The organism is Spirillospora sp. CA-128828 (genome assembly GCF_050945415.1).
Taxonomy (GTDB): Bacteria; Actinomycetota; Actinomycetes; order Streptosporangiales; family Streptosporangiaceae; genus Spirillospora.
The window spans coordinates 4,452,748-4,466,579 of sequence record NZ_CP191986.1; the positions used below are offsets into that span (position 1 = coordinate 4,452,748).

The 13,832-nt window shown below is 71.6% G+C and carries 15 protein-coding genes and 1 pseudogene; 8 read left to right on the top strand and 8 right to left on the bottom strand.

What is annotated here, in order from left to right:
* Positions 1-9 precede the first annotated feature (9 nt).
* Positions 10-666, top strand: a complete 657-nt coding sequence (locus ACQPXG_RS21815; RefSeq protein WP_433469544.1) for a TetR family transcriptional regulator — start codon at positions 10-12, stop codon at positions 664-666.
* A gap of 74 nt (positions 667-740) precedes the next feature.
* Here the strand turns inward: ACQPXG_RS21815 and mctP are convergent, their stop codons facing one another.
* The 3 genes from mctP to ACQPXG_RS21830 form a co-directional block, all read right to left on the bottom strand.
* Positions 741-2,351 (bottom strand): monocarboxylate uptake permease MctP, encoded by a 1,611-nt coding sequence (gene mctP, locus ACQPXG_RS21820; RefSeq protein ID WP_433469545.1) that lies wholly within the window; start codon positions 2,349-2,351, stop codon positions 741-743.
* A 4-nt stretch (positions 2,352-2,355) separates the two neighbouring features.
* Complete coding sequence (locus ACQPXG_RS21825; RefSeq protein WP_433469546.1) at positions 2,356-2,604, bottom strand: DUF3311 domain-containing protein; 249 nt, start codon at positions 2,602-2,604, stop codon at positions 2,356-2,358.
* 192 nt (positions 2,605-2,796) lie between these two features.
* Positions 2,797-3,354 carry a VOC family protein gene (locus tag ACQPXG_RS21830; protein ID WP_433469547.1) on the bottom strand — a complete coding sequence of 186 codons (558 nt, stop codon included), beginning with the start codon at positions 3,352-3,354 and terminating at the stop codon, positions 2,797-2,799.
* A 209-nt stretch (positions 3,355-3,563) separates the two neighbouring features.
* Here ACQPXG_RS21830 and ACQPXG_RS21835 point away from each other — a divergent pair, with 209 nt between their 5' ends.
* The 3 genes from ACQPXG_RS21835 to ACQPXG_RS21845 all read left to right on the top strand — a co-directional run bounded on the left by ACQPXG_RS21835 (position 3,564) and on the right by ACQPXG_RS21845 (position 7,126).
* Complete coding sequence (locus tag ACQPXG_RS21835; protein WP_433469548.1) at positions 3,564-5,723, top strand: anthranilate synthase component I; 2,160 nt, start codon at positions 3,564-3,566, stop codon at positions 5,721-5,723.
* A gap of 270 nt (positions 5,724-5,993) precedes the next feature.
* On the top strand, positions 5,994-6,140 hold the full coding sequence (locus ACQPXG_RS21840) for a GPGG-motif small membrane protein (RefSeq protein WP_433469549.1): 147 nt from the start codon (positions 5,994-5,996) through the stop codon (positions 6,138-6,140).
* 68 nt (positions 6,141-6,208) lie between these two features.
* The gene (locus tag ACQPXG_RS21845; protein ID WP_433469550.1) at positions 6,209-7,126 is read left to right on the top strand and encodes an SDR family oxidoreductase; all 918 of its coding nucleotides are present in this window, start codon (positions 6,209-6,211) and stop codon (positions 7,124-7,126) included.
* Here ACQPXG_RS21845 and ACQPXG_RS21850 read toward each other — a convergent pair.
* Positions 7,110-8,123: a helix-turn-helix transcriptional regulator gene (locus tag ACQPXG_RS21850; RefSeq protein WP_433469551.1), complete on the bottom strand. Its 1,014-nt coding sequence runs from the start codon at positions 8,121-8,123 to the stop codon at positions 7,110-7,112. The genes ACQPXG_RS21845 and ACQPXG_RS21850 overlap by 17 nt on opposite strands.
* 99 nt (positions 8,124-8,222) lie before the next feature.
* Between ACQPXG_RS21850 and add the strand changes: the two genes are divergently transcribed.
* A complete protein-coding gene (gene add / locus ACQPXG_RS21855) occupies positions 8,223-9,248 on the top strand; it encodes an adenosine deaminase (RefSeq protein ID WP_433469552.1) in 1,026 nt (341 codons plus the stop codon).
* A gap of 5 nt (positions 9,249-9,253) precedes the next feature.
* Here add and ACQPXG_RS21860 read toward each other — a convergent pair whose 3' ends face one another.
* Positions 9,254-10,510, bottom strand: coding sequence for a DUF1266 domain-containing protein (locus tag ACQPXG_RS21860; RefSeq protein ID WP_433469553.1), 1,257 nt, complete (start codon positions 10,508-10,510; stop codon positions 9,254-9,256).
* A 49-nt stretch (positions 10,511-10,559) separates the two neighbouring features.
* Positions 10,560-10,973 carry a molybdopterin dinucleotide binding domain-containing protein gene (locus ACQPXG_RS21865; RefSeq protein ID WP_433469554.1) on the bottom strand — a complete coding sequence of 138 codons (414 nt, stop codon included), beginning with the start codon at positions 10,971-10,973 and terminating at the stop codon, positions 10,560-10,562.
* Positions 10,974-11,044: 71 nt separating this feature from the next.
* Between ACQPXG_RS21865 and ACQPXG_RS21870 the strand changes: the two genes are divergently transcribed.
* A complete protein-coding gene (locus ACQPXG_RS21870) occupies positions 11,045-11,590 on the top strand; it encodes an N-acetyltransferase family protein (RefSeq protein ID WP_433469555.1) in 546 nt (181 codons plus the stop codon).
* Here ACQPXG_RS21870 and ACQPXG_RS21875 read toward each other — a convergent pair.
* Together ACQPXG_RS21875 and ACQPXG_RS21880 are read right to left on the bottom strand one after the other, a co-directional pair.
* A complete protein-coding gene (locus ACQPXG_RS21875; protein WP_433470195.1) occupies positions 11,539-12,429 on the bottom strand; it encodes a hypothetical protein in 891 nt (296 codons plus the stop codon). The two genes, ACQPXG_RS21870 and ACQPXG_RS21875, sit on opposite strands and share 52 nt — an antisense overlap.
* Positions 12,430-12,733: 304 nt before the next feature.
* Positions 12,734-12,868 (bottom strand): annotated as a pseudogene (locus ACQPXG_RS21880) (helix-turn-helix domain-containing protein); the annotation flags it as partial.
* 192 nt (positions 12,869-13,060) lie between these two features.
* Between ACQPXG_RS21880 and ACQPXG_RS21885 the strand changes: the two are divergent.
* On the top strand, positions 13,061-13,504 hold the full coding sequence (locus ACQPXG_RS21885; RefSeq protein WP_433469556.1) for a hypothetical protein: 444 nt from the start codon (positions 13,061-13,063) through the stop codon (positions 13,502-13,504).
* Positions 13,497-13,784, top strand: coding sequence for a hypothetical protein (locus tag ACQPXG_RS21890; RefSeq protein WP_433469557.1), 288 nt, complete (start codon positions 13,497-13,499; stop codon positions 13,782-13,784). Before ACQPXG_RS21885 ends, ACQPXG_RS21890 begins: the two co-directional genes overlap by 8 nt.
* Positions 13,785-13,832 lie beyond the last annotated feature (48 nt).

Genomic DNA, 13,832 nt, shown 5'->3' on the forward strand with positions numbered 1-13,832 from the left:
TTTCTGTCCATGACGAGTACGGTGGGCCGGCCGCGGCCGGGATCACGGCGTGATCCCGGCCGCCGCCGTGCCCTCCTGGAGGCCGCGGACCGGGTCATCCAGCGGGAGGGCCCGGAGGCGTCCATGGCCGCGATCGCCGCCGAGGCGGGGATCAGCAAGCCGATCCTCTACCGCCACTTCGGCGACAAGAGCGGCCTCTACCAGGCGCTCGCCGAGCGGCACACGCGCAAGCTGATCGAGGGCATCCGGGACGAGTTCTCCCGCGGCGACCCGATCCGCGACCGCACCCGCTCCACCATCGACACCTACCTGGCGACGATCTCCAAGAACCTCAACCTCTACCGGTTCCTCATGCACCGCGCGAGCGCCGAGGACACGGCCACGCACAGCGCGATGAGCACGATGATCCGGGACGTGAGCCGGGAACTGGCCGAGGTGATGGTCGCCGAGGGGGAGATGGCGGACCGGACCCGCGCCTACGTGTGGGGGCACGCGATCGTCGGCATGGTGCAGACGGCCGGCGACTGGTGGCTCGACCACGCCGACGAGGTGCCGCGGGAGGCCGTCGTGGACGGGCTCGTCGACCTCGTCCTCGGCGGGCTGCCCGCCGCCGCGTCCGGCGCACGCGCCCCGCAGATGTCCGACGAGCCCCGATCCCAGAGCTGAGAGCCGGAAGGAGACGGCCCGGCCGTCCGCGTGGGCGGACGGCCGGGCCCTAGCCGTGCCCGGACGGAGCCGGATCAGGTGCTGGCGGATACCTCCAGGTCCTTGACCTTCGGGTCGCCCTCGTCGGCCAGGTAGTCGGAGGTGCGTGTCGCGTCCTCCCCGTCGGCGAGCTTGGCGGCCTTGAAGATCACGGTGCCGACGACCGCGATCACGACGTTGACGGCGAGCGCCAGCATCCCGGCGTACACCGTGGTCTGGGTGTCCAGGCCGAGGTCGCTGAGGGGGTAGGCCGAGCCGCCGAAGTGCTCCTTGCCCTTGGCCGGGTTGGGGATTTGGTACAGCATCCACAGGCCTGCGGCCATGCCGGCGGCCCAGCCGGTGATCAGGGCGCCGCGGTGGAACCAGCGGGTGACCAGGCCGAGTCCGACCGAGGGCAGCGTCTGCAGGATGATGACGCCGCCGATCAACTGCAGGTCGATGGAGAATTCGGGGTCGAGCGCGAGGATGCACACCACCGCTCCGGCTTTGACGATCAGCGACACCAGCTTGCTGACGGTGGCTTCTTCTTTGGCGTCGGCGTCGCGGCGGATGTACTCCTTGTAGATGTTGCGGGTGAACAGGTTGGCCGCGGCGATCGACATGATCGCGGCGGGGACGAGCGCGCCGATGCCGACGGCGGCGAACGCGACGCCGGTGAACCAGTCGGGGAACATGTGGTCGAACAGCACCGGGACGACGGTGTTGGTGTCGGGTTTGCCGTCGGTGCTGATGGGTTTGACGCCGGCGGCGATGGCCATGTAGCCCAGCAGCGCGATCAGGCCGAGGACGAAGCTGTAGGCGGGCAGTGCCGCCATGTTCCGTTTGATCACGTTGCGGTTGCGGCTGGCCAGCACGCCGGTGACGCTGTGCGGATACAGGAACAGCGCCATCGCCGACCCGAGTGCGAGCATCGCGTAGTTCAGCTGCCCGCTGCCGGCGATGGTGATCCCGTCGCCGGGTGCGGGCGACTTGTCGAATTTGGTTTTGGCGGCGTCGAAGATGTCGCCCCAGCCGCCGAGTTTGGCCGGGATGTACAGCACCGCGACGATGATGACCAGGTAGATCAGCACGTCCTTGACGAAGGCGATCAACGCCGGTGCCCGCAGCCCGGACTGGTAGGTGTAGGCGGCCAGGATCACGAAGGCGATGATGATCGGCCAGTGCCCGTTGACGCCCATCGCCTTCAGCACCGCCTCGATGCCGACCAGCTGCAGTGCGATGTAGGGCATGGTGGCGACGATGCCGGTGATCGCGATGACCAGGGCCAGCGTCGGCGAGCCGAACCGGGCGCGGACGAAGTCGGCGGGGGTGACGAACCCGTGCACGTGCGACACCGACCAGAGCCGGATCAGGATCAGGAACACCAGTGGGTAGACCACGATGGTGTAGGGGACGGCGAAGAAGCCGGCGGCGCCGGCGCCGAACACCAGGGCGGGGACGGCCACGAAGGTGTAGGCGGTGTACAGGTCGCCGCCGATCAGGAACCAGGTGATCCAGCTGCCGAAGCTGCGGCCGCCCAGGCCCCATTCGTCCAGGCTGTGCATGGTGTCGGGCCGCCGCCACCGGGCGGCGACGAAACCCATCCCGCTGACCAGCGCGAACAGGACGGCGAAGACGATGATCTCGGTGAGGTGGTCGCGCGCCATCGGCTCAGCCCCGCTTCCGGGTCATCTGGTACACCACGACGGTGCAGGCGACGCCGAGCGGGATGAACGCCAGCTGGATCCAGTAGAAGGCCGGGAACCCGCCCAGCCGCGGGGTGTCGCTGTTGTAGAACAGCGTCAGCAGCGGAACCACCACCGGCACCACCAGCAGCCAGTTCCAGCCACTCCGATCCGAACGGCCCTCAGGCGGCGGGGGCTGCGCCGCGGCCGGTTCCTTCGAGTTGTCAGGAGTCAAGGGGGTCCTCCTCGTGTCGCCCGCGCACGCTCCGTTCGGGTCGCGAGACGGGGCCGTGCCCGGGAATTCGGCCGGGCGAGCTTACCCAGCGGCGGATCACAGCCCGATCTCAGCGGCGGCACGACTTGGGTGGATCGTTCCACCAGGGAACCGCCAGGTCATGGGCCGTTCCCTGGCCGGTAAGAGGGGCGGTCAGACGGTCCGCTCGGCGGCGGTCTTCGGCTCGTGCCGCACGTCGGCGGGCCGGTTCAGCTCGCGCGTCCAGGCGGCGAACTCCACCAGGATGCCGTCGGGGTCCTTGAAGTAGATCGAGCGCACGAACACGCCCTCGTGGTTCTCCGGCGCGACGCCGAACTCGCTGTCGTCGTGGTTGAGGAGGACGCCGACGTCGATGCCCTTGGCGATGAGGCGGTCGCGGTACTCCTCGATGCGCTCCGGCGGGACGTCGAAGGCGACGTGGTTCATCGACCCGACGGCCGACAGCAGCTCGCCGCGGTCGGGCAGCGTCTTCGGCGCGGACACCCCGGGGACGGGCTCGGGGGCGTCCGGGAACCAGAAGAAGGCCAGCGCGTTGCCGCCGCCGCAGTCGAAGAAGAAGTGCTGCCCCCAGCCCATCGGGAGCTCGATCGTCTTGATCAGCGGCATGCCGAGGACGCCCTGGTAGAAGTCCACCGTCTGCTTCATGTCGCTGCAGACGAGCGCGAGATGGTTGACCCCGCGCAGTTCGAACTCGGTGTTCTTCCTGGTCATGGGCGCCGCTCTCTCCATGCTGTAAGTGAACCCTTGCGTCCTTGGTCCATGGTAGCTTTGGCGCATGCGAACCGCAGCCTCCCGGTGGTGGTGGCGCCGCTGAGGCGGCGCCGGTTCTTGCATGCTCAGACCAGGCGACCGCCCCCACCCGGCGGTCGTTTTTTCATGCTCGCCGCCTGGGTGGGGGCCCGACATGAGGGGCCACCGCGGTGGAGACCGTCTCACAAAAGCCGCTGACCAGCGAGTTCGTGACGGCCGGGGGCGTACGGGTGACCCGTACCGCCGTCCCGGTCGACCCCGAGCGCAAGTCCGGCGTCCTGAACGCCCTCGTCGCGGCCGTGGGGGAGCGGCGCGGCGGCGTGCTCAGCTCCGGCATGGAGTATCCGGGCCGCTACAGCCGCTGGCACATGGCCTACGCCGATCCCTGCCTGGAAATCGTCGCGCGGGGCCGGGCGGTCGCCGTCCGGCCGCTGAACGAGCGCGGGCGGGTCGTCCTGCCCGCCCTCGCCGGAGTGCTCCGCGACGTCGGTGAGGTGCGGGCGGACGAGCCGGGACTGTTCGAGGTCTTCGTGCCGCCGTCGGAGGAGTTCTTCACCGAGGAGGAGCGCAGCCGCCGGCCGACCGTCTTCACCGCGCTGCGCGCCGTGGTGGGCCTGTTCGGCTGCGACGACCCGCACCTCGGCCTGTACGGGGCGTTCGGGTACGACCTGTCGCTGCAGTTCGAGCCGCTGCGGACCCGGCTGGAGCGGCCGGACGACCAGCGCGACCTCGTCCTGCACCTCGCCGACGAGATGGTCGTCGTCGACCGGAAGCGCGAGACCTCGCACCGGATCTCCTACGAGTTCGAGGTGGACGGGGCGAGCACCGCCGGGCTGCCGCGCGACACCGGGACGACGCCCGTGCGGCCCACGGCGGGGCTGCCGGCGCAGCCCGTCCCGGGCGTGTACGCGCGGATGGTGCGGGAGGCCAAGGACAAGTTCGTCCGGGGCGACCTGTTCGAGGTCACGCCGGGGCACGCGATGTACGGGCGCTGCGACGCGCCCGCCGCGTTCTTCGAACGGCTGCGGGAGACGAACCCGGCGCCGTACGAGTTCCTGTTCAACCTGGGCGACGGCGAGTACCTGGTCGGCGCGTCGCCCGAGATGTTCGTGCGGGTCAGCGGGGACCGGGTCGAGACGTGCCCGATCGCCGGGACGATCAAGCGCGGCACCGACGCGCTGGAGGACGCCGAGCAGATCCGCACGATCCTGTCCTCCGCCAAGGACGAGTCCGAGCTGACCATGTGCACCGACGTGGACCGCAACGACAAGTCGCGGATCTGCGTCCCCGGCAGCGTCCGCGTCCTCGGCCGCCGGCAGATCGAGATGTACTCCCGGCTGATCCACACCGTCGACCACATCGAGGGACGGCTGCGACCCGGCTTCGACGCGCTCGACGCGTTCCTCACCCACATGTGGGCGGTGACCGTCACCGGCGCGCCCAAGGCGTGGGCGATGCAGTTCATCGAGGACCACGAGGACTCCCCGCGCCGCTGGTACGGCGGCGCGGTCGGCTGCGTCGGCTTCGACGGCTCGATGAACACCGGCCTCACGCTGCGGACCGCGCAGATCCGCGACGGCGTCGCCACCGTCCGGGCGGGGGCGACGCTGCTGTACGACTCCGACCCCGACGAGGAGGAGCGCGAGACGCACCTCAAGGCGAGCGCCCTGCTGAGCGCGCTCGCCACCGCGCGGAAGGGCGACGGGCCCGCCGCGGCGCAGGAGGCGCCGCTTCCCGAGCAGCCGGGGGACGGCCTCAAGGTGCTGGTCGTCGACCACGAGGACTCGTTCGTCAACACGCTCGCCGACTACTTCCGCCAGCACGGCGCGGCCGTGGTCACCCTGCGGCACGGGTTCCCGGTGCGGATGCTGGACGAGCACGCGCCCGACCTGGTGGTGCTGTCGCCCGGCCCCGGACGCCCGGAGGACTTCGGCACCCGCGCGCTGCTGGACGAGCTGGACGCCCGGGACCTGCCGGTCTTCGGCGTCTGCCTCGGACTGCAGGCGATGGTCGAGCACGCGGGCGGCGAGCTGGCGCTGCTGCCCGAGCCGTCGCACGGCAAGCCCGGACGGGTGAAGGTCGCGGGCGGCGAACTGTTCCGGGGCCTGCCGGACGAGATCACCGCGGCCCGGTACCACTCGCTGCACGCCACGCCCGAGCGCGTGAAGGGATTCCAGGTCTCGGCGCTGACCGGGGAGGTCGTCATGGCGATCGAGGCGCCGGAGCGGCGGCGCTGGGCCGTCCAGTTCCACCCGGAGTCGATCCTCACCGCGGCGGGCGGGGCCGGGCACCGGATCGTGGCGAACGTCCTGCGCCTGTGCCGGTCATAGGCCGGGCCCTCCCCGGAGTGGAACAGCCTCTAGTTCCGAAGCACTAGAGGCGGGGGGCCGGAAATGGTCCTGAGGTTCCTGTCGCGACCCCGGTCTCGGCGGAAGACTTGTTGTCGGCCACATCGCGCCGCGCTCGCGCGACGCGGATGATCGCCGTTATCCCGGTGGAAGGGGGAGGCCCGTCCTCCCCCTTCCGCATATAAAGGGCATTTCGGGCACCCGGAACGAAGTGGTTGTTTCTCGGCGTCCTCCGGGGGGACGTCCGGGGCCATGATTACCATCCTCTCGATCATCGCGGCGATCCTGGTGATCGCCGGCATCTATGTGATCCTCGCCCGGCGCGAACTGCTCTGGGGCATCGTCCTCATCGTCGTCGGGCTCCTCGTCGGGCCCGGCGGGGTGAGCATCTTCACCTGACCGAAAATCGCCCGGCCGGGACGGAACCCTGACGCCGCCTGTCAGGTTTCGGTGCCAGCATCGTCCTCATGAGCCGTGCACTGACAGGCAAGACCGCACTGGTCGCCGGCGCGACGCGCGGAGCGGGGCGAGGGATCGCCACCGAACTCGGCGCCGCGGGAGCGACCGTGTACGTGACGGGACGGTCCACCCGGGCGCACCGTTCGGAGATGGACCGTCCCGAGACCATCGAGGAGACCGCCGAGCTGGTCACCGCCGCCGGCGGCGAGGGGATCGCCGTCCAGGTCGACCATCTCGACCCGGCGCAGGTCGCCGCGCTCGTGCGCCGCATCGACGACGAGCAGGGCAGGCTGGACGTTCTCGTCAACGACGTCTGGGGCGGCGACCGCCTCTTCGAGTTCGGCAAGAAGCTGTGGGAGCAGTCCCTTGAGGACGGCCTGCACATGCTGAGGCTGGCCATCGACACCCACGCCATCACCAGCCATCACGCCCTGCCGCTGCTGATCCGCGAGCCCGGCGGCCTCGTCGTCGAGGTCACCGACGGCACCGCCGAGTACAACGCGAAGTACCGCAAGGACGTCGGGTTCTTCTACGACCTCGCCAAGAGCGCCGTCATCCGGATGGCGCTCGCCCAGTCCGAGGAGATCGCGCCGTACGGGGCGACGGCGCTCTCACTGACCCCGGGATGGCTGCGCTCCGAGGCGATGCTCGACATCTACGGCGTCACCGAGGAGAACTGGCGCGACGCCACGGAGCGGATCCCGCACTTCGCGATCTCCGAGTCGCCCGCGTTCGTGGGGCGCGCCGTCGCGGCGCTCGCCGCCGACCCCGACCGCGCCCGCTGGAACGGGGCGTCGCCGTCCAGCGGCGGGCTCGCCCAGGTCTACGGGTTCACCGACGCCGACGGCAGCCGTCCCGACGCCTGGCGCTACATCACCGAGGTCGCCGACGCGGGCAAGCCCGCCGACGTCACCGGCTACCGCTAGCGGCGCCGCGGCCCGGCGGGGGGCCGTCCGGCCCGCGGTACAGCTCCGCGAGCCGGGCGGCGTCGCCCGCCATCCGCTCCCGCAGCTCCGCCGGGGCGAGGACCTCGGCCTCCGGTCCGAGCCGCAGCAGCTCGGACGCCGCGACGACCATCGACTCCACCGGGAGCGTGGTCACCACCCATCCCCGCTCGTCCGGCTCGCCGGCCTCCTCGGCGGCCCGCCGCGCCGCGTGCGGCTCGACGGCGTACCGCAGGGCGCGCATCCCGGCCGGGCTCAGCCGCACGGTGACCTCCTCGCGCAGCATCGAGCGCACGAACGCGCCCGCCTGCTCGCGCCAATGGGAGGCGAGGTCGAAGTCCTCGTCGCGCTGGAAGAACCCACCGGCCGGCCGGACGGCGGTGACGCGGTCCGCGCGGTAGGTGCGGTGCCGGCCGCCGACCCGCGCGACCAGGTACCAGGTGCCGTTCTTGAGGACGAGCCCGTACGGCTCCGCCGTGCGGGCGACCTCGGAGTCCTTGCGGCGGTAGCGCAGCTCGACGATCTCGTCGTCCCAGACGGCGCGGGCGAGGTCGCGCAGCAGCGGCGGGGGGCCGGTCTCGCCGAACCAGCCCGGGGCGTCGAGGTGGAACCGCTGGTTCGCGCGGGCCGGCGCGTCCCGCAGCGACGCCGGCAGCGCGGCGAGGACCTTCAGCTCGGCCGCGGCGAGCGCGCCGGCGCGGCCCATGTCCCCGGCGGGGCCGGGCAGTCCGGACAGGAACAGCGCCTCGGCCTCCTCGCGGGTGAGCCCGGTGAGCCGCGTCCGGTAGCCGCCGACCAGGCGGTACCCACCGCCGCGGCCCTGGTCGGCGTAGACCGGGACCCCGGCCGCCGACAGCGCCTCCATGTCCCGGTAGACGGTCCGCTCGGAGACCTCCAGCTCACGCGCCAGTTCAGCCGCCGTCATCGTCTCCCGCGACTGCAGGAGGAGCACCACAGAGATCAACCGAGCCGCCCGCACGGGTCCATCCTGCCGCACGATCGGCATTTCTGACAATTTTCTGGGAGATTCGCCGGGTTTGCCTGTCCTGGCAGGTCGGGCGCCTGTTAGCTTCGCGGCGTGCCTACCGAGAACACCACCATCGCGGCGTTCATCGACGCCCTCCCGAAGGTCGAGCTCCACGTCCACCTCGTCGGCTCCGCCTCCGTCCCCACCGTCCTCGAACTCGCCCGCCGCCACCCGGACGGGCCCGTCCCCGTGGACGAGCGCGAGCTGCGCGCCTTCTACGAGTTCCGCGACTTCCCGCACTTCGCCGAGGTGTACGAGTCCGTCTCCAGCCTCGTGCGGACCCCGGAGGACGTCGGGACGCTCGTCCTCGGCGTCGCCCGCGACCTCGCCGCGCAGAACGTCCGGTACGTCGAGCTGACCGTCACGCCGTACACCCACCAGCGGGCCGGGATGCCGATGCCCGCGATCACCGAGGCGCTCGACCTCGCCGTCCGCGAGGCCCGCGACCGTCTCGGCATCAAGGTCGCCTACATCTTCGACATCCCCGGCGAGTTCGGCGCCGACGGCGCCCGCGGCACCATCGACCACGCTCTGGAGCACCCGCCGGAGGCGCTCGTCGGGTTCGGGATCGGCGGCATCGAGCAGATGCGCCCGCCGCACCGGGACGCGTTCCGCGCCGCGTTCGCCGCCGCCCGCGCCGCGGGCCTGCGCAGCCTCCCGCACGCGGGGGAGATGACCGGTCCCGAGACGATCTGGGAGGCCATCGAGGGGCTCCACGCCGAGCGCATCGGCCACGGCATCAGCTGCATGCAGGACCCGCGCCTCGTCGCGCACCTGCGTGAGACGCAGCTGCCGCTGGAGGTGTGCCCGACGTCCAACGTCTGCACGGGCCAGGTCGCCGCCCTCGCCGAGCACCCGATGCCGCGGATGCTGGAGGAAGGGCTGTTCGTCACCCTGAACAGCGACGACCCGCCGATGTTCAACACCACCCTGACCGGCGAGTACCGCGTCGCCGCGGAGGTCTTCGGGCTGGGCCGTGCCGAGCTGGCGGACCTGGCCCGCAACGCCGTGCTCGCCTCGTCACTGGACGGGGACGGGCGGAAGGCCGTCATCGCCGACATCGACGCCCTGGTCTAGCGCGGTCAGCCCCAGGCCATGCGCCGCCATGGGCTTTCGGAGTCCTCGGTGAGGATGCGGTGGCCGGCGAGGGAGCGTTCGTACCATTCGCCGAACTCGCCCTCGTCGAACCGCAGCATCCGGCCGAGGACGTACCCGGCGGAGAACGAACCCCACGACTGATACACCTGGTGGGCGCGGTGACCCGCCGTGAGGACGCACTTCTCGGCCTCCTCGGCGTCGCAGTATCCGGCGTTGAGGCCCCACCGGGCCATGTTCACCGCGCGCCCGAAGTCGTAGCCGTAGACGCTCTCGACCAGGCCGTCCGGCGGGAGCAGGCCGTCCGCCCGGAACCGCGCCTCGTACCGCAGGATCTGCCCGGACAGCTCCACGACCTCCCGGACGGTCTGGTCGGAGATGTCGCGTTCACTGCACCAGGCGACGATCGCGTCGCGCCATGCCCGCTGGTCGGTGCCGCGGCCGCGCTGGTCGAGCACCATCTGGATCGCCGCGTCGCTGTTCTCGGCGTCGAGCAGCGCGTCCATCTGCTTGCGCCAGCTCGCGGTGTCGGTGATGCCCCAGTCACGCTCCAGCAGGACCCGGTCGTCGCCCGTGCTCTCGTCGTGGTCGGCGAGGCTGTTCCAGGAGACCCCGTTGCCGACGGCCAGGTGCGCGCCCACGGCGAGCGCCGCGGCGAGGCGTCCCCACGCGGCGCTGCCCGGATCGGTGATCAGGATGTCGTAGTTCCGGTCGGGCCGCCGTTCGGCGTCCGCGAGCAGCTTGGCGACCTGCCGGTGCTCGTCCCCGCCCGGCGGCATCTGCGCCAGCAGCTCGCGGAGCGGTTGAAGCGCCGCGCGCGGCCCCGCGTCCTTCACGATCAGCCGCGCGGCGTGGACCCCGGCCGCACCGGCGCGCTTGACGTCCTGCAGCGATCCGAACCCCGACATCGCGGCCCAGGCGCGCCTCGCCGCCTCGCCTGTCCGGCCCGCCGCCGCCAGGACGTGCGCCGCTTGCGCGTCCAGGCCCGCCCGGACCTCGCCCGGCAGCGACGCGGCGCCCCGGTCGAGCACGTCGAGGACGCGCTGCGCCTCGCCCGTGTTCCCAGCCGCGGCGAGCGCGCGGGCGTACCGGGCCCGCACGGCCACGGCGGACGTCCAGTCCCCGCGCGCCTCCACGGCCTCGGCGGCCTTGGCGTAGGCGGCCGCGGCCTCCCCGGGCCTCCCCTGCCGCTCGTACTTCCGGGCGCGGTCGAGCAGGGCGCCGGTATCGGCCTGAACAGTCATGATCCCTCCGGGTCATACCGTACCGGTCGGACGGATCGTGACGGCCGCGTCACGGAGGACCGCTGATCTCCACGCGGGTGTCGTGGAAGACGGGACCGCCGCCGAGGTCGGTGTCGCGCTCGTCGACGACGGCGTTGGCGTTCGCGCCGCCCGCGAGCTTGGCCCAGTGGCCCTTCGAGGTCGCCGCGACGCCCGGCCTGACCTGGTCGGTGATCTTCAGCACGGCCTCGAAAGCGCCCCGGTCGTTGCCGACCCTGACCCGCTGCCCGTCGGTCAGCCCGCGTGCCTTGGCGTCGTCCTCGTGCAGGCGGACGGTGAGGCCGCCGGAGCGCCGCCTCAGCTCCGGATTGTTGCCGAACTGCGTGTTCGGTACAGGCCGCGGAAATGACCAGCGGCGGGGCCTCGAATCGCCGTCCTGACCTGGCAAAAGTGTCCCGAAGAGTTCCCGAAGAAATCCCTGCACTTCCCGGCCCCATGTGCACTCGATATGCACGGCCGGGAAGGCTTCGGGAACTCCTGGGGGACACTCGAATCGTGAACATCGAGCACCTCGACGGTGACGCCGCGCGCGACCGGTTCGGCGAGATCGAGGCCGTGTACGCCGAGGCGTTCCCGGACTACGACCTCGGCGACTACCGGGCCCGCATTGACCGCCTGCTCCGAACGCCGGGCTTCGAGGCGGTGACCGTGCGAGAGGAGGGCGTGCTGGCCGGGTTCGCCTACGGGGCGCCGCTGAAGGGGTCATCGTGGTGGGACGGACTCGAACCGGCCCCGCCTGCCGGGTTCACAGCCGAGACAGGGCGGCGGACGTTCGCCGTGATCGACCTCGCCGTGCGTCCCTCACATCACGGCAGGGGCCTCGGCCGCCGCCTCCTGGACGAACTGCTCGCCGGACGGGTCGAGGAACGCGCCACGCTCGCCACAGCGCCGCACGAGCACGAGATCCAGGCGATGTATCGCCGGTGGGGGTGGCGGCACGCCGGACGCACACCCGGCGGCGAGGGCGAGACCGAACCGTGGTTCGACCTCTACGTGATCGCCCTGCGCTCTGACGATCCGGAAGCCAGCAGCTCGCGGTAGCCGGCGACGAGGGGCTCATGACGGCTCTGCGGGGGAACGGCGTCGGCGACCTGACGGGCGAGGCTCGTCACCATCACGGTCCGGTGTTCGTCCGGCTGGGCTTCGTAGACGGCGTGAGCGTGCCGCACGCCCTCGGTCGTGTCGCCGGCCCGGACGTGCCCGGCGGCGCGCAGCAGGTCGAGCTGGACGCGGACCCGTGGGTCGTCGCCGGGTAGTACCTCCCGTGCGCGTTCGACGGCGGCGTCGAGTCGGTCGCGGTCGCCGGTGTGGGCGTGGACCCACGCCTCGGTGTAGCGCAGGCGGTCCTCGGCCCATCCGGCGACCGATCGCACCTCGCCGGTCACCGAGGCAGGAAGCTGCCGGAAGATCTCCTCGCACTCCCGGAGTTCGGCGGCCGCCTCGTCGCCTGCCCCGTCCAGGGCGAGCAGCTGCGCGCGGACGGTGCGGACGTGCAGCAGGCCGCGGTATGCCACGTCCGGTCCGGTGCCGACGGCGCGGTCCGCCTTGCGCCGCAGGATCGCCGTGGGGCGGCCCTCATAGAGGCCGTGCACGAGCTGCTCGCCACGGATCCACAGGCCCAGGTCGAGGTCCCGCGAGGCGTCCGCGGCGTGCTGTGCGGTGATCCACCAGTCCCGTGCCAGCCGGGGCTGCTGCAGGTTGCACAACGTCTTGGCCATGAGCGCGGCCAGGCCACCGGTCACCCGGTACCAGGGCAGGCGCTCCCCGGCGATGCGGCCGGTGATCTGCTGGACCGTGACCAGGTCGGCGGCCAGATCCCGCAGCAGCAGGTGAGGGGGAAGCAGCAGGTAGCTGTAGCCGTACTCGGCCACCGTCTCCATCCCACTCATCGAGATGGGAGGACTCGTCGCGCCCGATCGCGTGGTCGACCCCGTCACGGATGTGCTCAATGGCCTCGACGCCGGGCGACGAGGCGGCCCCAAGCGTGACCAAAGCCTGCAGAAGCCGACGTCGCCGCATCTCGTCGTCCTCGTCCAGATCGCCGGTATGACCCCTTCCGGAATCCACGGTATCGGCCTGACCTGGGTCTTCTGCTGGGTCTTCCACTGTTGTCCGGGCGAGGACAACGAGCTCGCCACCTGCATCAAGGAGCTCGTCCAGGCGCATCGCCATCTCCTCGGACGTGCCCTTATGGCCGTGGCACATCTTCGAGACGTGCCCTGCATCGCACGGCACCGCTCTGGCCAGGGCGCGTACGCCCATTCCGCGCTCGGCCATGAGCCGGCGGAGTGCCTCACCGAAGGTCTCGCCGAGAGTCATCGCTACCCACCGTTTCGCCCCGGTGTGGACCGCTGCCTGGTGTTGGCCGGGCCGGTGGCCAACGGACAACGCCTTCCACGCTAACCCCCGCTGCGGTCGAGTGAAGGGCGAAAGGTGTCACCAGATACAGGACGGCCCCGGCCGGCGGGCGAACGCCGGGGTTCCGGGGCCTGACCGGAAGGAAGTCCGGCTATGAGCACGGTACCCAAGGCCGAGGACTCGGCGAGCGAGGACCTGACGGATCTGCGCGCGGAGTTCCCCGGCTGGACGATGGAGGCGGGGGAGGGAAGTCCGTCCTTCCGGGCGTCCCGCGACGGCGGGCGCGGCGGCCCTTTGACCCTCGGCGCCAACACCCGCGCCGGGCTGCGCGCCGCACTCGACGAGGTGGACGCGGTCGACTGCCGCCACGCCGCCTATGCGATGCGCGACGTTCTGCGGGCACGGGGCCTGGCGGCCGAGGTGCAGCAGCTGACCGTCGCGACCAAGACCCGCGCCGGCATCCTGCGCACGGTCAGCGCCAGGCGAGGCATGTACTGGTGGGGGTCCGGCGTCGAACTCGCGCCGATCGACGATCCCGAGCTTGCCGTCGACCGGATGATGCCCGGGCTGGGGATGCGGAGCGAGATCGATGGCTGAGAAGCCCGTTCCCGCCTACAGCCACCTCGCCCGGCTTCAGACGGCGCTGGACGCCAAGGGATTCGAGACTCGGCTCGGCGGCTCCAGCCTCATCATGATCGCGCCCGCCATTGAGGGCGAGTCCGGCCCGCGACCGGCCGACACGGTGGTCTGCCGGGCCCGCGATAGTGACGGCGGCCGGATGTGGTTCTGGACGTCGTGGGGTGAGCCGATCACCAAGGCCGAGGACCTCACCGGCGCGGCCGTCATCATCGCGGGCTACCTGACGCCCCAACCATGAGCGGGGCGGCGCTGCCGGTAGACACAACGCCCCCGGTCCCGGCCGCGC

Coding starts and splice junctions, on each gene's coding strand:
- ACQPXG_RS21875 (WP_433470195.1), bottom strand. CDS start 12,429: ATGGAGACGGTGGCCGAGTACGGCTACAGCTACCTGCTGCTTCCCCCT.
- ACQPXG_RS21815 (WP_433469544.1), top strand. CDS start 10: ATGACGAGTACGGTGGGCCGGCCGCGGCCGGGATCACGGCGTGATCCC.
- mctP (WP_433469545.1), bottom strand. CDS start 2,351: ATGGCGCGCGACCACCTCACCGAGATCATCGTCTTCGCCGTCCTGTTC.
- ACQPXG_RS21860 (WP_433469553.1), bottom strand. CDS start 10,510: ATGACTGTTCAGGCCGATACCGGCGCCCTGCTCGACCGCGCCCGGAAG.
- ACQPXG_RS21845 (WP_433469550.1), top strand. CDS start 6,209: ATGAGCCGTGCACTGACAGGCAAGACCGCACTGGTCGCCGGCGCGACG.
- ACQPXG_RS21830 (WP_433469547.1), bottom strand. CDS start 3,354: ATGACCAGGAAGAACACCGAGTTCGAACTGCGCGGGGTCAACCATCTC.
- ACQPXG_RS21840 (WP_433469549.1), top strand. CDS start 5,994: ATGATTACCATCCTCTCGATCATCGCGGCGATCCTGGTGATCGCCGGC.
- ACQPXG_RS21890 (WP_433469557.1), top strand. CDS start 13,497: ATGGCTGAGAAGCCCGTTCCCGCCTACAGCCACCTCGCCCGGCTTCAG.
- ACQPXG_RS21885 (WP_433469556.1), top strand. CDS start 13,061: ATGAGCACGGTACCCAAGGCCGAGGACTCGGCGAGCGAGGACCTGACG.